The sequence below is a fragment of the Klebsiella sp. EMBS2024 genome, from assembly GCF_036233805.1.
Taxonomy (GTDB): Bacteria; Pseudomonadota; Gammaproteobacteria; order Enterobacterales; family Enterobacteriaceae; genus Klebsiella; species Klebsiella pneumoniae.
In genome coordinates, this window is record NZ_JAZARW010000001.1 from 1056345 (window position 1) to 1081247 (window position 24903).

Annotated in this window: 18 protein-coding genes and 1 pseudogene; 16 read left to right on the plus strand and 3 right to left on the minus strand. The window is 58.2% G+C overall.

Translation table 11 applies throughout. The features are described 5' to 3' along the window. Window positions 1-70 precede the first annotated feature (70 nt). The 9 genes from rpsA (at window position 71) to VZP09_RS04865 (ending at window position 10719) form a co-directional block, all read left to right on the plus strand. Window positions 71-1744: a 30S ribosomal protein S1 gene (gene rpsA / locus VZP09_RS04825; RefSeq protein WP_002898162.1), complete on the plus strand. Its 1674-nt coding sequence runs from the start codon at window positions 71-73 to the stop codon at window positions 1742-1744. Between the two features lie 151 nt (window positions 1745-1895). Beyond that, on the plus strand, window positions 1896-2183 hold the full coding sequence (ihfB, locus tag VZP09_RS04830; RefSeq protein ID WP_002898165.1) for an integration host factor subunit beta: 288 nt from the start codon (window positions 1896-1898) through the stop codon (window positions 2181-2183). 205 nt (window positions 2184-2388) lie between these two features. Further along, window positions 2389-4653 (plus strand): ComEC family protein, encoded by a 2265-nt coding sequence (locus VZP09_RS04835; protein ID WP_021312911.1) that lies wholly within the window; start codon window positions 2389-2391, stop codon window positions 4651-4653. 36 nt (window positions 4654-4689) lie between these two features. Then, window positions 4690-6438 (plus strand): lipid A ABC transporter ATP-binding protein/permease MsbA, encoded by a 1749-nt coding sequence (gene msbA / locus VZP09_RS04840; RefSeq protein ID WP_002898170.1) that lies wholly within the window; start codon window positions 4690-4692, stop codon window positions 6436-6438. Then, window positions 6435-7415, plus strand: a complete 981-nt coding sequence (gene lpxK / locus VZP09_RS04845; protein ID WP_002898174.1) for a tetraacyldisaccharide 4'-kinase — start codon at window positions 6435-6437, stop codon at window positions 7413-7415. Before msbA ends, lpxK begins: the two co-directional genes overlap by 4 nt. Window positions 7416-7469: 54 nt before the next feature. Then, complete coding sequence (locus tag VZP09_RS04850; protein WP_032414729.1) at window positions 7470-8699, plus strand: winged helix-turn-helix domain-containing protein; 1230 nt, start codon at window positions 7470-7472, stop codon at window positions 8697-8699. Between the two features lie 63 nt (window positions 8700-8762). After that, window positions 8763-8945, plus strand: coding sequence for a protein YcaR (gene ycaR / locus VZP09_RS04855; protein ID WP_002898177.1), 183 nt, complete (start codon window positions 8763-8765; stop codon window positions 8943-8945). Then, the gene (kdsB, locus tag VZP09_RS04860) at window positions 8942-9688 is read left to right on the plus strand and encodes a 3-deoxy-manno-octulosonate cytidylyltransferase (protein WP_002898180.1); all 747 of its coding nucleotides are present in this window, start codon (window positions 8942-8944) and stop codon (window positions 9686-9688) included. The genes ycaR and kdsB overlap by 4 nt, the downstream gene beginning before the upstream one ends. 137 nt (window positions 9689-9825) lie before the next feature. Continuing rightward, window positions 9826-10719, plus strand: coding sequence for a YcbJ family phosphotransferase (locus VZP09_RS04865; protein WP_002898182.1), 894 nt, complete (start codon window positions 9826-9828; stop codon window positions 10717-10719). Here the strand turns inward: VZP09_RS04865 and elyC are convergent. Further along, window positions 10696-11475 carry an envelope biogenesis factor ElyC gene (gene elyC / locus VZP09_RS04870; RefSeq protein WP_004141786.1) on the minus strand — a complete coding sequence of 260 codons (780 nt, stop codon included), beginning with the start codon at window positions 11473-11475 and terminating at the stop codon, window positions 10696-10698. The two genes, VZP09_RS04865 and elyC, sit on opposite strands and share 24 nt — an antisense overlap. 121 nt (window positions 11476-11596) lie before the next feature. Between elyC and cmoM the strand changes: the two genes are divergently transcribed. From cmoM to VZP09_RS04905, 7 genes are all read left to right on the plus strand, one after another. Beyond that, window positions 11597-12397: a tRNA uridine 5-oxyacetic acid(34) methyltransferase CmoM gene (cmoM, locus tag VZP09_RS04875; RefSeq protein WP_002898187.1), complete on the plus strand. Its 801-nt coding sequence runs from the start codon at window positions 11597-11599 to the stop codon at window positions 12395-12397. Beyond that, on the plus strand, window positions 12394-13716 hold the full coding sequence (gene mukF, locus VZP09_RS04880; protein ID WP_002898189.1) for a chromosome partition protein MukF: 1323 nt from the start codon (window positions 12394-12396) through the stop codon (window positions 13714-13716). The genes cmoM and mukF overlap by 4 nt, the downstream gene beginning before the upstream one ends. Then, window positions 13697-14401, plus strand: coding sequence for a chromosome partition protein MukE (mukE, locus tag VZP09_RS04885; protein WP_004150840.1), 705 nt, complete (start codon window positions 13697-13699; stop codon window positions 14399-14401). Before mukF ends, mukE begins: the two co-directional genes overlap by 20 nt. Continuing rightward, window positions 14401-18849: a chromosome partition protein MukB gene (mukB, locus tag VZP09_RS04890; RefSeq protein ID WP_032414730.1), complete on the plus strand. Its 4449-nt coding sequence runs from the start codon at window positions 14401-14403 to the stop codon at window positions 18847-18849. Before mukE ends, mukB begins: the two co-directional genes overlap by 1 nt. A 200-nt stretch (window positions 18850-19049) precedes the next feature. Further along, window positions 19050-20840, plus strand: coding sequence for a L,D-transpeptidase (gene ldtD, locus VZP09_RS04895; protein ID WP_004211429.1), 1791 nt, complete (start codon window positions 19050-19052; stop codon window positions 20838-20840). A 302-nt stretch (window positions 20841-21142) separates the two neighbouring features. Further along, window positions 21143-21694: a YcbK family protein gene (locus tag VZP09_RS04900; protein WP_002898198.1), complete on the plus strand. Its 552-nt coding sequence runs from the start codon at window positions 21143-21145 to the stop codon at window positions 21692-21694. Window positions 21695-21707: 13 nt separating this feature from the next. After that, complete coding sequence (locus VZP09_RS04905) at window positions 21708-22355, plus strand: MBL fold metallo-hydrolase (protein ID WP_002898200.1); 648 nt, start codon at window positions 21708-21710, stop codon at window positions 22353-22355. A 68-nt stretch (window positions 22356-22423) separates the two neighbouring features. Here VZP09_RS04905 and VZP09_RS04910 read toward each other — a convergent pair whose 3' ends face one another. Further along, the gene (locus VZP09_RS04910) at window positions 22424-23614 is read right to left on the minus strand and encodes an amino acid aminotransferase (protein WP_002898202.1); all 1191 of its coding nucleotides are present in this window, start codon (window positions 23612-23614) and stop codon (window positions 22424-22426) included. A gap of 187 nt (window positions 23615-23801) precedes the next feature. After that, window positions 23802-24882, minus strand: a pseudogene (ompK35, locus tag VZP09_RS04915) (porin OmpK35). Window positions 24883-24903: the final 21 nt, after the last annotated feature.

Sequence of the window (24903 nt, forward strand, 5' to 3'; positions counted from 1 at the left end):
AGCGGGTATGTGAAACAACCCCATCCGGCACGGAGCCAGGTGGACGTTAATATTAACCTGAAGATTAAACATGACTGAATCTTTTGCTCAACTGTTTGAAGAATCCTTAAAAGAAATCGAAACCCGCCCGGGTTCCATCGTTCGTGGTGTTGTTGTTGCTATCGACAAAGACGTAGTACTGGTTGACGCCGGTCTGAAATCTGAGTCCGCCATCCCGGCTGAGCAGTTCAAAAACGCCCAGGGCGAGCTGGAAATCCAGGTTGGTGACGAAGTTGACGTTGCTCTGGATGCAGTAGAAGACGGCTTCGGTGAAACTCTGCTGTCCCGTGAGAAAGCTAAACGTCACGAAGCTTGGATCACGCTGGAAAAAGCTTACGAAGACGCTGAAACTGTTACCGGTGTTATCAACGGCAAAGTTAAAGGTGGCTTCACTGTTGAGCTGAACGGTATTCGTGCGTTCCTGCCGGGTTCCCTGGTAGACGTTCGTCCGGTGCGCGACACGCTGCACCTGGAAGGCAAAGAGCTTGAGTTCAAAGTCATCAAGCTGGACCAGAAGCGTAACAACGTTGTTGTTTCTCGTCGTGCCGTTATCGAATCCGAAAACAGCGCAGAGCGCGATCAGCTGCTGGAAAACCTGCAGGAAGGCATGGAAGTCAAAGGTATCGTTAAGAACCTCACTGACTACGGTGCATTCGTTGATCTGGGCGGCGTTGACGGCCTGCTGCACATCACCGATATGGCCTGGAAACGCGTTAAGCATCCGAGCGAAATCGTAAACGTTGGCGACGAAATCACTGTTAAAGTGCTGAAGTTCGACCGCGAGCGTACCCGTGTATCCCTGGGCCTGAAACAGCTGGGCGAAGATCCGTGGGTAGCTATCGCTAAACGTTATCCGGAAGGTACCAAACTGACCGGTCGCGTGACCAACCTGACCGACTACGGCTGCTTCGTTGAAATCGAAGAGGGCGTTGAAGGCCTGGTTCACGTTTCCGAAATGGATTGGACCAACAAAAACATCCACCCGTCCAAAGTTGTTAACGTTGGCGACGTTGTGGAAGTAATGGTTCTGGATATCGACGAAGAGCGTCGTCGTATCTCCCTGGGTCTGAAGCAGTGCAAATCTAACCCATGGCAGCAGTTCGCGGAAACCCACAACAAGGGCGACCGTGTTGAAGGTAAAATCAAGTCTATCACTGACTTCGGTATCTTCATCGGCCTGGACGGCGGCATCGACGGCCTGGTTCACCTGTCTGACATCTCCTGGAACGTTGCAGGCGAAGAAGCAGTTCGTGAATACAAAAAAGGCGACGAAATCGCAGCAGTTGTTCTGCAGGTTGACGCAGAGCGTGAGCGTATCTCCCTGGGCGTTAAACAGCTCGCGGAAGATCCGTTCAACAACTACGTTGCTCTGAACAAGAAAGGCGCTATCGTTGTTGGTAAAGTGACTGCAGTTGACGCTAAAGGCGCAACCGTAGAACTGGCTGACGGCGTAGAAGGTTACCTGCGTGCTTCTGAAGCATCCCGTGACCGCGTTGAAGACGCAACTCTGGTTCTGAGCGTTGGCGACGAAGTTGAAGCGAAATTCACCGGCGTGGATCGTAAGAACCGCGTAGTGAGCCTGTCTGTACGTGCGAAAGACGAAGCGGAAGAAAAAGACGCTATCGCTACCGTGAACAAGCAGGAAGACGCGAACTTCTCCAACAACGCTATGGCTGAAGCGTTCAAAGCAGCGAAAGGCGAGTAATCTTTGTCATTCAGGTAATAACAACCTGAATAGCGACGAGTTTACTTGACAGATTGCAGGATTCGTCCTGTAATCAAGCACAAAGGGCGGCTACGGCCGCCCTTGTTTAAGCTGTTAGCTAATTTTTGCCTTGAAGGAAACCGGAGGAATAATGACCAAGTCAGAATTGATTGAAAGACTTGCCAGCCAGCAATCTCACATTCCGGCGAAAGCGGTGGAAGATGCTGTTAAAGAAATGCTGGAACATATGGCCTCAACGCTTGCTCAAGGTGAGCGCATTGAAATCCGCGGTTTCGGCAGCTTTTCTCTGCACTATCGAGCACCTCGCACCGGACGTAACCCGAAAACTGGTGATAAAGTCGAACTGGAAGGTAAGTACGTTCCGCACTTTAAGCCCGGGAAAGAATTACGTGACCGCGCCAATATTTATGAAGGGTGAGTTGCACGACGTGCAGCCTGCCTGACGATAAAGAAAGCACCTTCGGGTGCTTTTTTTGTGCCCGCCATTTACGGCCATCCTCACAAAAAAAGCGTGCCCGGCTGCAAGCGAGGCGATTGTCTGGAATGCGCCGCGCAAGCCTGAATTCGCCGCCAGGACGCCAGCACCGCTTTGCGTAACACTGCCCACTCACAGGGAGGTGTTTATGCGTCTACCATGGCTTGCCGGATGCGCCATCATTGCAATGCTGCCGCTTCTCTGGCTACCCGTCTTGCCGGGCCCGTACAGTCTGGCGGGCGCGAGCGCACTGGCGCTGGCGCTGATTCGTCTGCATGGAAGGGCCGTCGCCGGAGTGGCGATGACGCTTCTGCTGGTGGTCTGGGGAGTATTGAGCGCGCATCAGGCGCTGTGGCCGACCCGGCACCTTACCGGCGCCATCCGGCAAGCGGAAGTGATCCTTAGCGAGACGGATGGCCAGACCTTGCACCGTGGACAAATGGTGCGCCTGCGGGGCCGCTATCTGTTTCCCCCGGTAGGCGTAACGCTGTACGGGGAACTTGCACCTGCGCCAGCCTGTGCGGGTCAACACTGGCTGATGACGCTGCGCCTGCGCCCGGTGCACGGGCAGCTCAATGACGGGGGCTTCGACAGCCAGCGCTATGCGCTGGCGCAGCACCGACCGCTGAGCGGAGGGATCGTCGCCGCTTCCGCGCTGGATGCCCGCTGCAGTCTGCGCGCCCGCTATCTGACGTCGCTGACCCGGCGACTGCAGACTTATCCCTGGCGCGCGGTGATGTTGGGATTAGGAATGGGGGAGCGGCTGTCTCTGCCGACGGAGATAAAGGTCCTGATGCAGAACACGGGCACTTCCCATCTGATGGCTATCTCGGGTCTGCATATCGCTCTCGCGGCTTCTCTTATCATGCTGTTGCTGCGCGGCGTGCAGTATATTCTCCCGGGCCGCTGGATTGGCTGGCGGTTGCCCCTTGTCGCCGGGCTGGCGGGCGCCGTCGGCTATGCCTGGCTGACCGGTATGCAGCCGCCGGCCCTGCGCACTTGCTTAGGGCTTGCGGTCTGTTGTGCTTTACGTTTGTCGGGTCAACGCTGGACGGCGTGGCAGGTGTGGCTCTGCTGTCTGGGAGCGATACTGGTTGCCGACCCGCTGGCGGTCCTGTCGCAAAGCCTGTGGCTATCTGCCTTCGCCGTGGCGGGGCTGATCTTCTGGTTCCAGTGGCTCCCGTTGCCTGCCGGCCGCTGGCGCTGGCCGTGGAAGACCATAATTGCTCTTGTTCATTTGCAGGCTGGCGTGACGCTGCTGCTGCTGCCGCTGCAGTTGTTGCTATTCCATGGAGTCAGCCTGACGTCGATGGCGGCTAATTTGCTGGCGGTACCGTTAGTCACCCTGTTGGCGGTGCCGCTTATTCTGACCGCGATGCTGGTGCATCTCTCGGGGCCGGATATAGTGGAGTCGCTACTCTGGCTGGCGGCCGATCGCGTGCTGGCGCTACTGTTTTGGGGATTACGACGTTTACCGGACGGCTGGTTGACGCTGGATGCTCGCTGGCTGTGGATCAGTATCCTGCCGTGGCTGTTGGTGATGGGCTGGCGTTTTCAGAGCTGGCGGCATTCACCGGCGCTGTGTCTCAGCGTGCTGTTTTTACTGACGCGGCCATTCAGCCGACAACCGCCTGCGGACGAATGGCGGGTGACGATGCTGGATGTCGGACAGGGGCTGGCGATGGTGATCGAGCGTCACGGTAAGGCATTGCTTTACGATACCGGGCCGGCTTGGCCGCAGGGTGATAGCGGTCAACAGGTGATTATCCCGTGGCTGCGCTGGCACCATCTGCAGCTGCAAGGGATTATGCTGAGCCATGAACATCTGGATCATCGCGGCGGCCTTGATTCAGTGCTGCAGGCATGGCCGCAGGCGTGGGTGCGCAGCCCGTTAGGCTGGGCGCATCATCTGCCGTGTCATCGCGGTGAGCGCTGGCAATGGCAGGGACTCAACTTCCAGGCCCTGTGGCCGCTGCCGGGCAGCACGGCAAAGGGTAACAATCATTCCTGTGTGGTGCGGATCGATGATGGTCGCTCCAGCATCCTGCTCACCGGCGATATAGAACGTCAGGCGGAGCAGGCGATGATCAGCCGTTACTGGCGGCATCTGACGTCTACACTTATTCAGGTTCCCCACCACGGCAGCAATACCTCCTCCAGCGCGCTGCTGGTCCGCCGGGTGGATGGCGCGGCCGCGCTGGCCTCCGCTTCGCGCTACAATGCGTGGCGGATGCCCTCGTACAAGGTGGTTCAGCGCTACCGCCAGCGGGGTTATCGCTGGTTCGCCACGCCGCAGCAGGGGCAGATAACGGTGGTTTTTTCCGCAGAAGGGTGGCAAATCCATAGCTTACGGGATCAAGTTTTACCGCGTTGGTATCATCAGTGGTTTGGCGCGCCCGCCGATAACGGGTAGAATATGCGGCTATTTCAACACAAGCTGGTTTATTGAATGCAGAACGATAAAGATCTCTCCACGTGGCAGACCTTCCGCCGACTTTGGCCGATTATCGCGCCGTTTAAAGCCGGGCTAATCGTAGCGGCGGTGGCGTTGGTGCTTAACGCGGGCAGTGACACCTTCATGTTATCGCTTCTTAAACCGTTATTGGATGATGGTTTTGGTAAAACGGATCGCTCAGTGCTGCTATGGATGCCGCTGGTGGTTATCGGCCTGATGGTGCTGCGTGGGATCACCAGCTACATCTCGAGCTATTGTATTTCCTGGGTTTCCGGCAAAGTGGTGATGACCATGCGTCGTCGCCTGTTCGGCCACATGATGGGTATGCCGGTGGCCTTCTTTGACAAGCAGTCTACCGGAACGCTGCTGTCACGCATCACCTATGATTCTGAGCAGGTCGCCTCCTCCTCTTCCAGCGCGCTGATCACCGTGGTCCGCGAAGGGGCATCGATTATCGGTCTGTTCGTGATGATGTTCTATTACAGCTGGCAGCTGTCGCTGATCCTGATCGTACTGGCGCCGATTGTGTCGGTGGCGATCCGCGTGGTCTCCAAGCGTTTTCGCAATATCAGTAAGAATATGCAGAACACGATGGGGCAGGTCACCACCAGCGCCGAGCAGATGCTGAAAGGGCACAAAGAGGTGCTGATGTTTGGCGGCCAGGAAGTGGAAACCAAACGTTTTGATAAAGTCAGCAATAAAATGCGTCTGCAGGGGATGAAGATGGTTTCCGCCTCGTCTATCTCCGACCCGATCATTCAGCTTATCGCCTCCCTGGCGCTGGCCTTTGTCCTGTATGCCGCCAGCTTCCCGAGCGTGATGGACACCCTGACCGCCGGGACCATTACCGTGGTCTTCTCCTCGATGATTGCGCTGATGCGTCCGCTGAAGTCGCTGACCAACGTCAATGCCCAGTTCCAGCGCGGGATGGCGGCGTGCCAGACGCTGTTTGCGATCCTCGATTCCGAGCAGGAAAAAGACGAAGGTACGCGGGTCATTGAGCGGGCGAAAGGCAATCTCAAGTTCGAGAACGTCACCTTTACCTACCCGGGTCGCGAAGTGGCCGCGCTGCGCAATATCAATCTCGATATCCCGGAAGGGAAAACCGTGGCGCTGGTGGGGCGCTCAGGGTCGGGTAAATCGACCATTGCCAGCCTGATCACCCGCTTCTACGATGTCGACGAGGGGCAGATCCTGCTGGATGGCCACGACCTGCGCGAGTACAAGCTGAGCTCGCTGCGCGACCAGGTGGCGCTGGTTTCACAAAACGTGCATCTGTTCAACGATACCGTCGCCAACAATATCGCCTATGCCCGTACCGAAGAGTACAGCCGCGAGCAGATTGAAGAGGCCGCGCGTATGGCCTACGCCATGGATTTCATTAACAAGATGGATAATGGTCTGGATACCATCATCGGCGAGAATGGCGTGATGCTGTCCGGCGGCCAGCGCCAGCGTATTGCTATTGCCCGCGCGCTGCTGCGTAACAGCCCGATCCTGATCCTCGATGAAGCCACCTCGGCGCTGGATACCGAGTCCGAGCGTGCCATTCAGGCGGCGCTGGATGAGCTGCAGAAAAACCGTACCTCGCTGGTTATCGCTCACCGTCTGTCGACCATTGAGCAGGCTGATGAAATCGTGGTGGTTGAAGACGGGCGGATCGTGGAGCGCGGAACGCACCATGATCTGCTGGAGCATAAGGGCGTGTACGCCCAGCTGCATAAGATGCAATTCGGCGAATGATCGCGCGCATCTGGTCCGGGGAATCGCCGCTGTGGCGCCTGCTGCTGCCGCTCTCCTGGCTGTATGGCCTGGTGAGCGGGGTGATTCGCCTCAGCTATCAGCTGGGGTGGCAAAAAGCCTGGCGCGCGCCGGTGCCGGTGGTGGTGGTTGGTAACCTGACCGCCGGCGGCAATGGCAAAACGCCGGTGGTGATCTGGCTGGTGGAGCAGCTGCAGCAGCGCGGTATTCGCGTTGGCGTCGTGTCTCGCGGCTACGGCGGTAAAGCCGACCGCTATCCGCTGGTGTTGGACGACAGGACCAGTACGGCGCAGGCGGGTGATGAACCGGTGTTGATCCATCAGCGTACCGGTGCCCCGGTCGCTGTCGCTCCGCTGCGCAGCGACGCGGTAAAAGCATTGCTCAGCGCGCACGATCTGCAGATGATTGTGACCGACGATGGTTTACAGCACTATAAGCTCGCGCGGGACAGAGAAATTGTCGTTATTGACGGCGTGCGCCGCTTTGGCAACGGCTGGTGGCTGCCTGCCGGGCCGATGCGCGAGCGGGCGTCGCGCTTGCAAAGCGTTGATGCGGTTATCGTTAACGGCGGCGTGGCGCGTCCGGGTGAGATCCCGATGCGGCTGCGCCCAGGGATGGCGGTTAACCTGCTTACCGGCGAACGTCGCGATGTCTCCACCTTCACGAACGTAGTGGCGATGGCCGGCATCGGCCATCCGCCGCGCTTCTTCGCCACCCTCGAAAGCTGCGGCGTCCAGCCGGTCAAAACCGTGGCGCTGGCGGACCATCAGGCGCTGAGCCAGGCTGATGTCGCCGCCCTGGTGACCGCCGATCAGACGCTGCTGATGACCGAGAAAGATGCCGTGAAATGTCGCGATTTCGCCGCTGCAAACTGGTGGTATTTACCGGTCGACGCCATAATGGCCGATGAACGCGCACAGCGGTTGCTTGCGGACTTAGCGACGTTGGCGCAACGTTAACTGACGCGCCGGCTTTGCTCGCCGCTGTGCTGGAATTCCTGACGGAGAACCTGCATGTCGGTATTGCAACTATCGCTTAACGAGGCGCGCCACCTCCATCTCGCGGCGCAGGGGTTGTTAAAGAAGCCCCGACGTCGCGCTCGCCCGAAAGACATTCTTTCCACCATCCAGCAGATGTCGCTGCTGCAAATCGATACCATCAACGTGGTGGCCCGCAGCCCCTACCTGGTGCTGTTCAGCCGTCTTGGCAGCTATCCGCAGCACTGGCTGGATGAGTCGCTGCGCAACGGCGAGCTAATGGAATACTGGGCGCATGAAGCCTGCTTTCTGCCGCGCAGCGATTTCGCCCTGGTGCGCCATCGCATGTTGAATCCCGACAATATGGGCTGGAAATACCATCGCGCGTGGATGGAGGAGCATGCCGGGAGTATTGCCGAGCTGGTGGCGCATATCGGACAAAACGGCCCGGTTCGCTCGGCGGATTTTACCCACCCGCGCAAAGGCGCCAGCGGCTGGTGGGAGTGGAAACCGCATAAGCGCCACCTGGAAGGGCTGTTTACCGCCGGCGAAGTGATGGTGGTGGAGCGGCGCAATTTTCACCGCGTGTATGATCTAACCCGGCGGGTGATGCCGGACTGGGACGACGAGCGCGACGCGCTCTCCCGCGAAGACGCAGAGGCCATTATGTTGCGCAATAGCGCCCGTAGTCTCGGCATCTTCCGCGCCCAGTGGCTGGCCGATTACTATCGCTTGCGCCAGCCGTCGCTACCGGGTCTGCTGGCGGCCTGGCAGGAAGAGGGGCTGGTGGTGCCGGTTAACGTGGAAGCACTCGGCGAGATGTGGCTGCATCACGAGGCGCTGGCGCAGCTGGAGACCGCGCCCGGCGGTAAGCTGACCGCCAGCCATAGCGCCGTGCTCTCGCCCTTCGACCCGGTGGTCTGGGATCGGAAACGCGCTGAGCAGCTGTTCAACTTCAGCTATCGCCTGGAGTGTTATACCCCGGCGCCGAAGCGTCAGTATGGCTACTTCGTACTGCCTCTGCTGCACCAGGGAAAACTGGTCGGGCGGATGGACAGTAAAATACATCGCAAAAGCCGGGAGCTGGAGATCTTCGCTCTATGGCTGGAGGAGGGGGTGAAGATCACCCGTGGTCTGGAGCAGGGGCTGCGCCGGGCGATTAACGACTTCGCACACTGGCAATCGGCAGAGCGGATCCTTTGCCGACGCCTGCCGGAAGGGCTGTTTGTCGGCCAGGAGCAGGGGTGGGAAATCGACGCCGATTGATCCCGGCGCCTGCCTTCCTGTGATATGCTGCTGAGAAATCTATCCGGTCCATCAGGAGGAAACATGGATCACCGTTTACTTGAAATCATCGCCTGCCCGGTCTGTAACGGCAAGCTGTATTACAGTCAGGATAAGCAAGAACTTATTTGCAAACTTGATAGCCTGGCGTTTCCGCTGCGCGACGGTATCCCGGTGCTGCTGGAGACAGAGGCGCGTCCGCTGGCGCTAGAAGAGAGTCACTCATGAGTTTCGTGGTCATTATTCCTGCGCGTTTCGCCTCCACGCGCCTGCCGGGAAAACCACTGCAGGACATTAATGGTAAGCCGATGATTGTCCATGTGCTGGAGCGCGCTCGCGAATCCGGCGCGGATCGTATTATTGTCGCCACCGATCACGAAGATGTCGCCCGGGCGGTTGAAGCCGCCGGCGGCGAGGTCTGTATGACCCGCGCCGACCATCAGTCCGGCACCGAACGGCTGGCGGAAGTGGTGGAAAAGTGCGCGTTCAGCGATGACACCATTATCGTCAATATTCAGGGCGATGAGCCGATGATCCCCCCGGCGATTGTCCGCCAGGTGGCGGAGAATCTGGCTGCCAGCAGCAGCGGAATGGCGACGCTGGCGGTACCGATCCATGATGCGGAAGAGGCGTTTAACCCGAATGCGGTGAAAGTGGTGATGGATGCCAAGGGTTACGCGCTCTATTTCTCCCGCGCGACTATTCCCTGGGATCGCGATCGCTTTGCCCAATCCCGCGAGACCATCGGTGACTCCCTGCTGCGTCACATCGGCATCTATGGCTATCGCGCCGGCTTTATCCGCCGCTATGTCAGCTGGGCGCCGAGCCCGCTGGAGCAGATTGAAATGCTCGAGCAGCTGCGAGTGCTGTGGTATGGCGAGAAAATCCATGTCGCCGTNGCGGCGGAAGTGCCCGGCACCGGCGTGGATACCCCGGAAGATCTGGAGCGCGTCCGCGCTGAGCTGCGTTAGTCCTCTGTCCCCTCCTTGCTGGAGGGGATATCCCCGTCGGTTTTTTGCTTTTTTTACCCCTTTTTGATCTTATCCGATGACAACCCAGGTGCGGGCGCTCATTATGAAACCAGTAGTGTTCATAGGGGTAATCGACAATGGAACAGTTGCGAACCGAACTCAGTCATCTTCTTGGCGAAAAGCTAAGCCGGGTGGAGTGTGTCAGTGAACAAGCCGCTACGGCGCTGTGGTTCCTGTACGATGCGCAGGGAAACCCGATGCCGCTGCTGGCGCGAAGTTTCACCACGCCCGGCGTGGCGCGGCAGCTGGCATGGAAGATCTCGACCCTGGCGCGTAATGGTACGGTGCGTATGCCGGTGGTTTATGGCGTCATGACGCACGAAGAACATCCCGGACCAGATGTGCTGCTGCTTGAGCGCCTGCGCGGCGTACCGGTGGAGGCGCCGACGCGCACCCCGGCGCGCTGGGAGCAACTGCAGGAGCAAATCGTCGAGGCGCTGCTGGCGTGGCATCGGCAGGACAGTGGCGGCTGCGTGGGAATGGTCGACAATACCCAGGAAAACCTGTGGCCGAACTGGTACCGCCAGCGGGTAGAGATATTGTGGAGCACCCTGAACCTGTATCAGGACACCGGTCTCACCATGCAGGATAAGCGCCTTTTGTTCCGCTCCCGCGAGTGCCTTCCGGAGCTGTTCCGCGATTTCAATGATAATGCTGTGCTGGTGCATGGCAACTTCACTCTGCGCAGCATGCTAAAAGATCCGCGCAGCGATCAGCTGCTGGCGATGGTGGGGCCGGGGATGATGCTGTGGGCGCCACGCGAGTATGAACTGTTCCGCCTTGCTGAAGGCGGCCAGGCGGAACAGCTGCTGTGGCGCTACCTGCAGCAGGCGCCAGTTTCCGAGGCCTTTGTCTGGCGGCGCTGGCTTTATCTGCTGTGGGATGAGGTGGATAGTCTGGTCAACACCGGGCGCTTTGATCGCGCCCGTTTTGACCTCGCTGCAAAATCACTCCTGCCCTGGCTCGCCTGAGCTGCCTTTCAGCCATTGCCAGACGCGACCAAGGGTTTCATAGCCGACCCGGTCGCTGTGCATCAGCCACACTGGAGAAGGAATGGCCCGCTCCCACGGATTGAGCGGCGAGGTCACCGCCAGCTGATTGGCCGGCGCGGGAAGCGGATCCAGGCCGGCATGGCGAAAGAATATCATCGCCCGCGGAAGGTGTGACGCCGAGGTGACCAGCAGGAAGGGCGCGTCGCCGATGGCGCGCTTCACCGCCAGCGCTTCCTCTTCTGTATCTTTCGGCCGATCGAGCACAATGATATCGCTGCGAGGTACGCCAAGGCTCTCCGCCACTCTCGCCCCGGCTTCCGCTGTGCTGACGGGGTTCGTTTTCGCCGCCGCGCCGGTAAAGATCATTTTCGAACCGGGATTCGCCTGCCACAGGCGGATGCCCTCCGTCAGGCGCGGCAGGCTGTTATTGATAAGATTAGAGCTTGGCGCCCACTCCGGATTCCAGGTATAGCCGCCGCCCAGCACCACCACGTAGTTCACCGGCTGCTCGCCGCGCCAGGTGGGGTAGGTATCTTCAATCGGTTTCAGCAGGCTGTCGGCCACGGGCTGCAGGCTCAGCAGCGTCAGCAGCAGCCAGCCGAGGCTCACGCATAGCTTTCCGGTACGCTGAAAGCGGCTGAACCATAACAGCGCGATCCCGATACCGATCAGCAACAGTAAGGCGGGTAGCGGCAACAGCAGGCCGCCGACGATCTTTTTTAGCGTGAAAAGCATGCCAGATGGTTCCTTTTTTAACCATATAACCAAAGTTATGTTCGGATCTTATAACAGATCGCTTCATTCTCGGCGCGGGTATGACAAAATAGCGGTTTTGTGTTGGCTTGTGGAGTCACTCGTGCAGGATCGCAATTTCGATGACATTGCTGAAAAGTTTTCGCGCAATATTTACGGCACCACAAAAGGCCAGTTGCGTCAGGCGATCCTCTGGCAGGATCTGGAACCGCTGTTGGCGCAGCTGGGGCCGGGACCGCTGAGGGTGCTGGATGCCGGCGGCGGCGAAGGGCAAACGGCCATCAAAGTCGCGCAACTGGGCCATCACGTGACGCTCTGCGATCTCTCCGCTGAGATGGTGGCTCGCGCCCGCCAGGCGGCCGCCGATAAAGGTGTGATCGACAACATGCATTTTGTACAATGCGCGGCTCAGGATATTGCGCAGCATTTGGAAAGCCCGGTCGATCTGGTACTGTTTCATGCGGTGCTGGAGTGGGTGGCGGAGCCCCAGGAAATACTGCATACCCTGTGGTCGACGCTGCGTGCTGGCGGTGGACTGTCATTGATGTTCTACAATGCTAACGGCCTGTTGATGCACAATATGGTTGCCGGTAATTTTGATTACGTTCAACTGGGCATGCCAAAAAAGAAAAAACGCACGCTGTCGCCGGATTATCCGCGTGAACCACAGCAGGTTTATCACTGGCTGGAAGAGATTGGCTGGCAGATCGTCAGCAAAACCGGCGTGCGGGTGTTTCATGATTATCTGCGTGAAAAACGCCAACAGCATGACAGCTATGCGGCGCTGCTGGCGCTGGAGACGCGCTACTGTCGTCAGGAGCCGTATCTCAGCCTGGGCCGTTATATTCATGTCACCGCGCTTAAGAGCCAGGCTCATAGCCGCAGATGCAAGGATAAAGTATGAGTGAATTTTCCCAGACAGTCCCCGAACTGGTTGCCTGGGCCAGAAAAAATGATTTTTCAATCTCGCTACCGGTCGACAGACTCTCTTTCCTGCTGGCGATCGCCACTCTGAATGGTGAACGACTGGAAGGGGAAATGAGCGAGGGTGAACTGGTGGATGCGTTCCGCCACGTCAGTGATGCGTTTGAGCAGACCAGCGAAACCATCAGCCAGCGCGCCAATAACGCGATCAACGATTTGGTGCGCCAGCGTCTGCTGAACCGCTTTACCAGCGAAATTACCGAAGGCAATGCGATCTATCGCCTGACGCCGTTGGGGATTGGGATCACCGATTATTATATCCGTCAGCGCGAATTCTCGACGCTGCGTCTCTCGATGCAGCTGTCGATCGTCGCCGGCGAGCTGAAGCGCGCGGCGGACGCCGCGGAAGAGGGCGGTGATGAATTCCACTGGCATCGCAACGTTTTTGCGCCGCTGAAGTATTCCGTAGCGGAAATTTTCGACAGCATCGACCTGACGCAGCGCATTATGGATGAGCAGCAGCAGCTGGTGAAAGACGATATCGCGCAGTTGTTGAATAAAGACTGGCGCGCGGCGATTTCCAGCTGTGAACTGCTGCTGTCGGAAACCTCCGGCACCCTGCGCGAACTGCAGGATACGCTGGATGCGGCAGGGGATAAGCTGCAGGCGAACCTGCTGCGCATTCAGGACTCGACCATGGCGCGCGACGATCTCCATTTTGTCGATCGGCTGGTGTTCGATCTGCAAAGCAAGCTCGACCGCATCGTCAGCTGGGGTCAGCAGGCGATTGACCTGTGGATCGGCTACGACCGCCATGTGCACAAGTTTATCCGTACCGCTATCGATATGGATAAGAACCGCGTCTTCGCCCAGCGTCTGCGCCAGTCGGTACAGACCTATTTTGATGAACCGTGGGCGCTAACTTACGCCAACGCCGACCGCCTGCTGGATATGCGCGATGAAGAGATGGCCCTGCGCGATGAAGAGGTCACCGGCGAGCTGCCGGCGGACCTCGAATTTGAAGAGTTTAACGAAATTCGCGAGCAGCTGGCGGCGCTGATCGAAGCGCAGCTGGCGGTCTATAAAGAGAAAGGAATACCGCTGGATCTCGGCCTGGTGGCGCGGGAGTTCCTGGCGCAGTATCCGCGCGGGCGTCACTTCGACGTGGCGCGGATCGTCGTGGATCAGGCGGTACAGCTGGGCGTCGCCCAGGCAGATTTCACCGGACTGCCGGCAAAATGGCAGCCGATTAATGATTACGGAGCCAAGGTACAGGCGCATGTCATTGACAAATATTGAACAAGTGATGCCGGTTAAGCTGGCGCAGGCGTTGGCCAATCCGTTATTTCCGGCGCTGGACAGCGCCCTGCGCGCGGGCCGTCATATCGGTCTCGACGAGCTGGATAATCACGCATTTTTGATGGATTTTCAGGATTACCTGGAAGAGTTTTACGCTCGCTATAACGTCGAGCTGATCCGCGCGCCGGAGGGATTCTTCTACCTGCGCCCGCGGTCCACCACGCTGATTTCGCGCTCGGTACTGTCCGAGCTGGATATGATGGTGGGCAAAATTCTTTGCTATCTCTATCTCAGCCCGGAGCGCCTGGCGAACGAAGGGATTTTTACCCAGCAGGAGCTCTATGACGAGCTGCTGACCCTGGCCGATGAATCCAGGCTGCTGAAGCTGGTGAACAACCGTTCCACCGGTTCGGATCTGGACCGCCAGAAGCTGCAGGAAAAAATGCGGGCCTCGCTTAACCGCTTACGCCGTCTGGGGATGGTGTGGTTTATGGGCCACGATAGCAGCAAGTTTCGCATTACCGAATCGGTATTCCGCTTTGGCGCCGATGTGCGCGCCGGCGACGACCCGCGCGAAGCGCAGCGCCGTCTGATCCGCGACGGGGAAGCGATGGCCCTGGAAAATCACCTGCAGCTCAATGATGAGAATGAAGAAAACCAGCCGGATAGCGGGGAGGAAGAGTAATGATTGAACGCGGTAAGTTTCGCTCGCTAACGCTGGTTAACTGGAACGGCTTCTTTGCCCGGACCTTTGATCTTGATGAACTGGTGACCACCCTCTCCGGGGGGAACGGCGCGGGTAAGTCCACGACCATGGCGGCCTTCGTCACGGCGCTGATCCCGGATTTAACCCTGCTGCACTTCCGTAACACCACCGAAGCGGGGGCCACCAGCGGCTCACGCGATAAAGGCCTGCACGGTAAGCTGCGCGCCGGGGTGTGTTACTCGGTACTCGATGTGATCAACTCCCGCCACCAGCGCGTGGTGGTCGGCGTGCGCCTGCAGCAGGTCGCCGGGCGCGATCGTAAAGTCGATATTAAACCTTTCGCCATTCAGGGACTGCCGACCTCTATCCTGCCGACCCAGCTGTTGACCGAAACGCTGAACGAGCGCCAGGCGCGCGTCGTGAGCCTCAACGAGCTGAAAGATAAACTCGAGGCGATGGAAGGGGTCCAGTTTAAACAGTTCAACTCGATCACCGAATATCACTCGCTAATGTTCGATCTGGGCGTGGTGGCGCGTCGCCTGCGTTCCGCCTCCGATCGTAGCAAGTACTACCGCCTGATTGAGGCCTCGCTGTACGGCGGGATCTCCAGCACCATTACCCGCTCGCTGCGCGACTACCTGCTGCCGGAAAACAGCGGCGTGCGTAAAGCGTTCCAGGATATGGAAGCGGCGCTGCGGGAAAACCGCATGACGCTGGAAGCCATTCGCGTTACCCAGTCCGACCGCGATCTGTTTAAACACCTGATCAGCGAAGCCACCAACTACGTGGCGGCGGACTATATGCGTCACGCCAACGAGAGGCGCATTCACCTGGATAAGGCGCTGGAGTATCGCCGCGATCTCTTCACCTCGCGTTCGCAGCTGGCGGCTGAGCAGTATAAGCACGTCGACATGGCGCGCGAACTGCAGGAGCATAACGGCGCGGAGGGCGATCTGGAAGCCGATTACCAGGCCGCCAGCGATCACCTGAACCTGGTGCAGACTGCGCTGCGTCAGCAGGAAAAAATCGAGCGCTACGAAGCGGATCTCGACGAGCTGCAGATCCGTCTGGAAGAGCAGAATGAAGTGGTGGCGGAAGCCGTCGATCGTCAGGAAGAGAACGAAGCCCGCGCTGAGGCCGCCGAGCTGGAAGTGGATGAGCTGAAAAGCCAACTCGCCGACTATCAGCAGGCGCTCGATGTGCAGCAGACCCGCGCCATTCAGTATAACCAGGCGCTGCAGGCGCTGGAGCGCGCGAAGGCGCTGTGCCATCTGCCGGATCTGACCCCGGAGAGCGCCGACGAGTGGCTGGAAACCTTCCAGGCGAAAGAGCAGGAAGCGACGGAGAAAATGCTGTCGCTGGAACAGAAAATGAGCGTGGCGCAAACCGCGCACAGCCAGTTTGAACAGGCTTACCAGTTGGTGGCGGCGATTAACGGCCCGCTGGCGCGCAATGAAGCCTGGGACGTAGCGCGCGAATTGCTGCGCGACGGCGTGAACCAGCGCCACCAGGCCGAGCAGGCGCAGGGGCTGCGCAGCCGCCTCAACGAGCTTGAACAGCGCCTGCGCGAGCAGCAGGACGCTGAGCGTCAGCTGGCCGAGTTCTGCAAACGCCAGGGTAAACGCTACGATATCGACGATCTGGAAACGCTGCATCAGGAGCTGGAAGCGCGCATCGCGTCGCTGGCCGACAGCGTCTCCAATGCTCAGGAGCAGCGCATGGCGCTGCGTCAGGAGCTGGAGCAACTGCAGTCGCGTACCCAGACGCTGATGCGTCGGGCGCCGGTCTGGCTGGCGGCGCAGAACAGCCTTAACCAGCTGTGCGAGCAAAGCGGCGAGCAGTTTGCGTCCGGCCAGGAGGTCACCGAATACCTGCAGCAGCTGCTGGAGCGTGAACGAGAGGCTATCGTTGAACGTGACGAGGTCGGCGCCCGCAAGCGCGCCATCGACGAAGAAATCGAGCGTCTTAGCCAGCCGGGCGGTTCGGAAGATCCGCGCCTCAACGCCCTGGCGGAACGGTTCGGCGGCGTTCTGCTGTCCGAGATCTACGATGATGTTAGCCTCGACGATGCGCCTTACTTCTCCGCGCTGTACGGTCCGTCGCGCCATGCGATCGTGGTACCGGATCTGTCGCGGGTAGCCGAGCAGCTTGAGGGACTGGAAGATTGCCCGGAAGATCTCTATCTGATCGAAGGCGATCCGCAATCCTTTGACGACAGCGTATTCAGCGTCGACGAGCTGGAAAAAGCGGTGGTGGTGAAGATTGCCGATCGCCAGTGGCGTTATTCGCGCTTCCCGTCGCTGCCGCTGTTTGGCCGCGCGGCACGTGAAAACCGCATTGAAACCCTGCATGCCGAGCGTGAATCGCTGTCAGAGCGTTTTGCGACCCTGTCGTTCGATGTGCAGAAAACCCAGCGCCTGCACCAGGCCTTCAGCCGCTTTATCGGCAGCCATCTGGCGGTGGCTTTCGAGGACGATCCGGAAGAAGAGATCCGCAAACTCAACAGCCGCCGCGGCGAGCTGGAGCGTGCGCTGAGCGCCCATGAAAGCGATAACCAACAGAACCGTGTGCAGTACGAGCAGGCGAAAGAGGGCGTGTCGGCGCTCAACCGCCTGCTGCCGCGCTTGAACCTGCTGGCGGATGATACGCTGGCCGACCGCGTGGACGAGATCCAGGAACGTCTGGACGAAGCGCAGGAGGCCGCGCGCTTTATTCAGCAGCACGGTAACCAGCTGGCGAAGCTGGAGCCTATTGTTTCGGTGCTGCAGAGCGATCCGGAGCAGTTTGAGCAGCTGAAAGAAGATTACGCCTATGCGCAGCAAACCCAGCGCGATGCGCGTCAGCAGGCTTTTGCCCTGGCGGAAGTTGTGCAGCGCAGGGCCCACTTCAGCTACTCCGATTCGGCGGAAATGCTCAGCGGCAACAGCGATCTCAACGAGAAGCTGCGCCAGCGTCTGGAGCAGGCGGAGTCCGAACGCAGCCGCGCGCGCGACGCGATGCGTGCCCATGCGGCGCAGCTTAGTCAGTACAATCAGGTGCTGGCCTCGCTGAAGAGCTCGTATGACACCAAGAAAGAGCTGCTCAACGATCTGTATAAAGAGTTGCAGGACATTGGCGTGCGCGCCGACGCCGGCGCGGAAGAGCGTGCTCGCGCGCGTCGCGATGAACTGCACATGCAGCTGAGCAATAACCGCTCCCGACGCAATCAGCTGGAGAAAGCGTTGACCTTCTGCGAAGCGGAAATGGACAACCTGACCCGTAAACTGCGCAAGCTGGAGCGCGATTACTGCGAAATGCGCGAGCAGGTGGTGACCGCCAAGGCGGGCTGGTGCGCGGTGATGCGTCTGGTGAAAGACAACGGCGTCGAACGTCGTCTGCATCGCCGCGAGCTGGCCTATCTCTCCGCCGATGAGCTGCGCTCAATGTCGGATAAGGCGCTGGGGGCGCTGCGTCTGGCGGTCGCCGATAACGAACATCTGCGTGACGTGCTGCGTATCTCGGAAGATCCGAAGCGTCCGGAGCGCAAAATTCAGTTCTTCGTTGCCGTATACCAGCATCTGCGCGAGCGTATTCGTCAGGATATTATTCGCACCGATGATCCGGTGGAAGCGATCGAGCAGATGGAGATCGAGCTCAGCCGCCTGACCGAAGAGCTGACCAACCGTGAACAGAAGCTGGCGATCAGTTCCCGCAGCGTGGCCAACATTATTCGCAAAACCATTCAGCGCGAGCAGAACCGTATCCGGATGCTCAACCAGGGTCTGCAGAGCGTCTCCTTCGGCCAGGTCAACAGCGTGCGTCTGAACGTCAATGTGCGTGAGACCCACTCGATGCTGCTCGACGTGCTCTCCGAGCAGCATGAGCAGCACCAGGATCTGTTTAACAGCAATCGTCTGACCTTCTCTGAGGCGCTGGCCAAGCTCTATCAGCGTCTCAACCCACAGATCGACATGGGGCAGCGCACGCCGCAAACCATCGGTGAAGAGCTGCTCGACTACCGCAACTATCTGGAGATGGAAGTGGAAGTTAACCGCGGCTCCGACGGCTGGCTGCGCGCGGAGTCCGGCGCGCTGTCTACCGGGGAAGCTATCGGTACCGGGATGTCGATTCTGGTGATGGTGGTGCAGAGTTGGGAAGATGAATCCCGTCGCCTGCGCGGCAAGGATATCTCGCCTTGCCGTCTGCTGTTTCTCGATGAAGCGGCGCGTCTTGACGCCCGCTCCATCGCCACCCTGTTCGAGCTGTGCGAACGTCTGGAGATGCAGCTGATTATCGCAGCGCCGGAGAACATCAGTCCGGAAAAAGGCACTACCTATAAACTGGTGCGTAAGGTGTTCAATAATCACGAACATGTGCACGTCGTGGGGCTGCGCGGGTTTGCCGCGCCGCTGCCGGAAGCGCTGCCGGGAACGGCCGACGCCTCCTGACGATGCAGCTCACTACTGGCGGGTAAGCGCTGAAAAGGGCAACGTTAAGTTGCCCTTTTTGCTATCCAGCTTGCTATGCCAGGGTGGTATAATCTTTAAGCTTCTTTACATTAGGTAAGGCAAAAGCCTTTTCGTCTTTATATACTGTGTTAAAGCCCACGAATTTGTGGGCGGCAATGTGTGACAACAGGGGGCAAGGGATGTTGCTTAAGAAACGGTATGGTCGTCCATTGTCAGCGCTCAGTCTGAGCCTGGCAATGGCATTTGCTCCGCTGTTCAATGTCCAGGCCGCAGAGCCTGAAGTCGTACCAGGTGATAGCTCCGCTACGCCTGGAGAGCTTTCCGTCGCGCTGTCGCAAAGCGACGGGCAATCGCCGGCGGTCGCGAAGCTGGCCGGTGAGCAGCCGCTGTCGATGGAAGCCGCGGCGAACAGTCGCGCCCAGATCGAAGCGCTATTGCCGGCTGGCTACAAACCCGTCTTTATGAATCCGCTGGTCTCGCTATACGCCGCCAGGGATATGAAACCGATGTGGGAAAACCGCGAGGCGGTGCAGGCGTTCCAGCAGCAGCTGGCGGAGATCGCCATCGCCGGTTTTCAGCCGCAGTTTACCACCTGGGTCAGTCTGCTGACCGATCCTGCCGTCAGCGGTATGGCGCGCGATGTGGTGTTGTCTGATGCCATGATGGGCTATCTGCACTTTATCAGCGGCATCCCCACCCAGGGGACCCGCTGGTTATATAGCTCGACACCGTACAAGATGGCGACCCCGCCGCTGTCGGTGATTAACCAGTGGCAGCTGGCGCTGGATAATGGCTCCCTGCCGGCGTTTATCGCCGGCCTGGCGCCGCGTCATCCGCAGTATGAGGCCATGCACCAGTCGCTGCTGGCGCTGGTGGCTGATTCACGTCCATGGCCGCAGATGACCGGCAGCGGCTCGCTGCGTCCGGGAGAATGGAGCAATGATATCGGCGCGCTGCGCGAGATCCTCCAGCGTACCGGGATGCTGGAAAATTCCGCCAATATCGTTCTGCCCGGGGACGTGGTGAGTCCTTCGGCGAAGAAAAAGAGCAAGCCCGCGGCGCGCGGTGTGTACGATCGCCAGCTGGTGGAGGGCGTTAAGCGCTTTCAGGCCATGCAGGGGCTGGGGGCGGATGGGGTCATCGGCCAATCCACCCGTGACTGGCTCAATGTCTCATCGGCGCAGCGCGCTGGCGTGCTGGCGCTGAACATTCAGCGTCTACGTCTGCTGCCAGGCAAACTATCGACCGGTATCATGGTGAATATTCCCGCGTTTTCGCTGGTCTATTACCAGGACGGCAGTCAGGTGCTGGCCTCGCGGGTGATCGTCGGACGTCCGGACCGCAAGACGCCGATGATGAGCAGCGCGCTGAACAACGTAGTGGTCAATCCGCCGTGGAACGTACCGCCCACCCTGGCGCGCAAAGATATTCTGCCGAAGGTGCGTAATAATCCTGGCTATCTGGAGCAGCATGGCTACACCGTGATGCGCGGCTGGAACAGTAAAGAGACCATCGATCCTTACCGGGTTGACTGGTCAACCATCACCGAGAACAATTTACCGTTCCGTTTTCAGCAGGCGCCTGGGGCACGTAATTCACTGGGGCGTTACAAGTTTAATATGCCGAGTTCGGATGCTATCTATCTGCACGATACGCCGAACCATAATCTGTTTCAGAAGGATGTCCGTGCGCTCAGTTCCGGCTGCGTCAGGGTCAATAAAGCCTCGGAGCTGGCCAATATGCTGCTGCAGGACGCGGGCTGGAATGACACGCGCATTTCCGACGCCCTGAAGCAGGGGGATACGCGCTATGTCAATATTCGGCAAAATATACCGGTGAATTTATATTACTTAACGGCGTTTGTGGACGCTGATGGACGTACACAATATCGAACAGATATTTACAATTACGATATCACCGCGCGATCCAGCGCACAAATTCTGACGAAAGCGGAACAATTAATCAGGTAAATGAAGTAGTTCAATGGATTTTGTTGTCCTAGCACTGGGTAATAAAGGGCGCTGCACCTCTGCAGCGCCCGATTTTCCTGGGGTGAGGCTGCCTTGACGTTGGCAATAATGCCCGGTAAGGTGCCTTTCGTGCGCCAGAAGTGCATATACATATCATTCCGCTCAATGCGTAGCGCGGTTAGCGCGAACGCTCTCCTTTGCCGGGCAACATCTCGGTCGTGGCGAGCGATAGCGAGCTGATCCTGGCATCGCGCAAAGCGGAAAAAGTATATAACGATTCATTGACTGTAGACCTGATTATCATGGACAAATTTGACGCTAATCGCCGCAGATTGCTGGCGTTGGGTGGCGCTGCGCTGGGTGCTGCCGCCATTCTCCCTGCGCCGGCATTTGCCACCCTCTCGACCCCCCGTCCGCGTATTTTGACGCTGAATAACCTGCATACCGGTGAATCGCTCAGGGCGGAGTTTTTCGATGGCAGAGGCTATATTCAGGATGAATTAGCAAGACTTAACCATTTTTTCCGTGACTATCGCGCGAATAAAATTAAGTCCATCGATCCAAATCTGTTCGATCATCTTTATCGGTTGCAGGGACTACTTGGCACCAACAAACCTGTCCAGCTTATCTCTGGCTATCGTTCCCTCGATACCAACGATGAGCTTCGCGCACGAAGCCGTGGTGTAGCGAAACACAGCTATCACACCAAGGGGCAGGCGATGGATTTCCATATTGAAGGTATTTCGTTAAGCAATATTCGCAAAGCGGCGTTATCTATGCGCGCAGGTGGTGTAGGATATTACCCACGTAGTAACTTTGTGCATATTGATACCGGTCCCGTAAGGCACTGGTAACGAAAGGAGCGTCATGAACTATCGTATTATTCCGGTTACCGCGTTCGCGCAGAACTGTTCTCTTATCTGGTGCGGGCAAACCCGGCTGGCGGCGCTGGTCGATCCTGGCGGCGATGCTGAACGTATCAAAGCGGTGGTGGCGGAGGCTGGCGTCACGCTGATGCAGATCCTGCTGACGCATGGCCACCTCGATCACGTTGGCGCCGCGGCTGAACTGGCGCAGCATTATGGCGTACCGGTTATTGGTCCGGAAAAAGAGGATGAGTTCTGGCTGGAAGGATTACCGGCGCAAAGCCGGATGTTCGGCCTGGAGGATTGCCAACCGCTGCGTCCGGATCGCTGGCTTAATGAAGGCGATGTGGTCAATGTGGGGAATGTGGCGCTGCAGGTGCTGCACTGCCCGGGCCATACGCCGGGCCATGTGGTCTTTTTTGATGACGCCTCCCGACTGCTGATCTCCGGAGACGTGATTTTCAAAGGCGGGGTGGGACGCAGCGATTTTCCGCGCGGCGACCATGGGCAGCTGATTGCGGCTATCAAGGAAAAGCTGTTGCCGCTGGGCGATGATGTGACCTTTATTCCCGGCCATGGTCCGTTGTCGACGCTGGGTGAGGAACGCCGTAATAACCCGTTTCTGCAGGATGAGATGCCGGTCTGGTAACAGACATGACGCGAACACATAAAAAAGGCCGCATTCGCGGCCTTTTTCTTTATACCGAATACTATCGCTTACAGTACGGCGACGATGGCTTCGCACAGCGGCGCCATATTGTCAGGCGTCATCCCGGCCACGTTGATACGTCCGGAAGCTACCGCATAGATGGCGAACTCTTCACGCAGGCGCAGCACCTGCTCTTTAGTCAGGCCGCTGAATGAGAACATGCCGTTCTGCTGGCTGATAAAGCTGAAGTCGCGGCTCGCGCCTTTCTCCTGCAGGGTATTGACGAACAGCAGACGCATACGCTGGATGCGCTGGCGCATATCGGTCAGTTCCTGCTCCCAGATTGCCCGTAGCGCATCGTTGCTCAGAATGGTGGCGACCACGGAGGCGCCGTGCGCAGGCGGGTTGGAGTAGTTGGCGCGGATCACCGACTTCATCTGACTGAAGGCGCGGTCTACAGTCTCCTGATCCGCGGCGACCAGAGTGCAGGCGCCGACGCGCTCGTTGTACAGGCCAAAGTTTTTCGAGTAGGAGCTGGCGACCAGCAGCTCTTTATGTAGAGCAGCAAAAGCGCGTAGCCCTTCAGCATCTTCTTCCAGACCGCGGGCGAAGCCCTGGTAGGCGAAATCGAACAGCGGTAGCCAGCCTTTTTCCACCGACAGCTGCGCCAGCTGCTGCCACTGATCGAGCGTCGGATCGATACCGGTCGGGTTGTGGCAGCAGCCGTGGAACAGTACCACGTCGCCCGCCTGGGCTTCGTTCAGGCTGGCCAGCAGACCATCAAAGTCCAGCGCGTGGTTAGCCGCGTCATAGTAAGCGTATTCGCGCACTTCCAGCCCGGCAGAGGTGAATACGCTTTTATGGTTCGGCCAGCTCGGATTACTTACCCACACACGTTTCACGTCGGTGTTTTTGGCGAGGAAGTCTGCGGCGACACGCAGCGCACCGGTACCGCCCGGTGTCTGCGCGGTGCGGGCGCGTTTATCAGCGATAATCGCATTGCCTTTACCGAACAGCAGCTCCTGGGTGCAGCGACCAAATTCAGGAATACCATCGATGCCCAGATAGTTTTTAGTCGTTTCATTTTCCAGCAGATACTGCTCTGCTTTTTTGACGCTGGTCAGAACGGGCGTTTTACCGGTTTCATCCTTGTAAACACCAATTCCGAGGTTAATTTTTTCAGGGCGGTCATCGGCACGAAACAGATCGGCCAGACCTAAAATCGGGTCGGCTGGGGCGGCGGTAATGTTCTCAAACATGACGAGGTTCCATTGTGATTACTGAAGGGAAATCCGCTATCAGGTTAACGGGAGAATAACGAATTGCCAACCGTTTGCGACAAAAAGCGCGAAGGTTTTCGAAAGAGACGATCTTTGTCTCACGAATACAGAAAAGCAGGACCGAAGTCCTGCTTTGAAGGCATATCACGAAGGGGTGTACTGCAGATTAGAACTGGTAAACGATACCCACGGCCGCCTGGTCGTCAGTGGCGACACCAGCCGCTTTGGTGTAATCGTTGTCGTCCAGCTGGTTGAATTTATACGCAGCGTAGACGTTCATGTTCTTGTTAAAGTAGTACCAGGTACCCACTTCGATGTATTTAACCAGATCCGCATCGCCGCCGGAGAAGCCAGCACGCGACTGCAGGTCCTTGNNNTTTGGTCTGTACGTAGCCGATGGACGGACGCAGGCCGAAGTCAAACTGATACTGTACAACTGCTTCAAAGTTCTGAGTTTTACCAGCGAAGTGGTTATCTTCTTCCGGAGTCATGTTGTAAGTCTGGGAGTACATGACGGCCGCATAGATGTTGTTAGCGTCATATTTTGCAGAGGTCGCCCAGGCTTCGGCTTTGTCGCCATTGCCGTCAGCTTTCTGATCGACGCTACGGTTAGAGCTGGAGTAGCCTGCAGACAGTGCGATACCGTTGTCGAACGCGTAGGTGGCTGCGGTGCTGAAGCCGTCGCCATTCTGCTTGCGAATCGCACGGTCATGGTCGTTTTTACCCTGGTACTGCAGCGCGAAGCTCAGACCGTCAACCAGACCGAAGAAGTCGGAGTTACGGTAGGTTGCGACGCCGTTGGTACGACCGGTCATGTAGTTGTCGGTATAGTTCCAGCCGTCACCGCCCCATTTAACCAGCATATCGGTTGCCGCTTCGACGTCGTAGATCGCGCCGTAGTTACGGCCATAGTCGAATGAACCGTATTCGCCCGCTTTCAGGCCCGCGAACGCCAGACGGGTTTTTGTGGTCTGGGAACCTTCAACATTGGACGCGTCCATGTTGTATTCCCACTGGCCGTAGCCGATCAGCTGATCGTTGATCTGAGTTTCGCCTTTCAGGCCGATACGGGCATAGGTGGTATCGTCGCTGCTGGTGTCGCCATTGGTGGTCCAGACGTGCTCGCCGACCATTTTTCCATAGAAGTCCAGTTTGTTGCCGTTTTTGTTATAGATTTCTGCAGCGTTGGCTGCACCGGCTACCAGCAGGGCAGGGATCACCACTGCCAGAATATTGCGCTTCATCATTATTTATTACCCTCATTAATA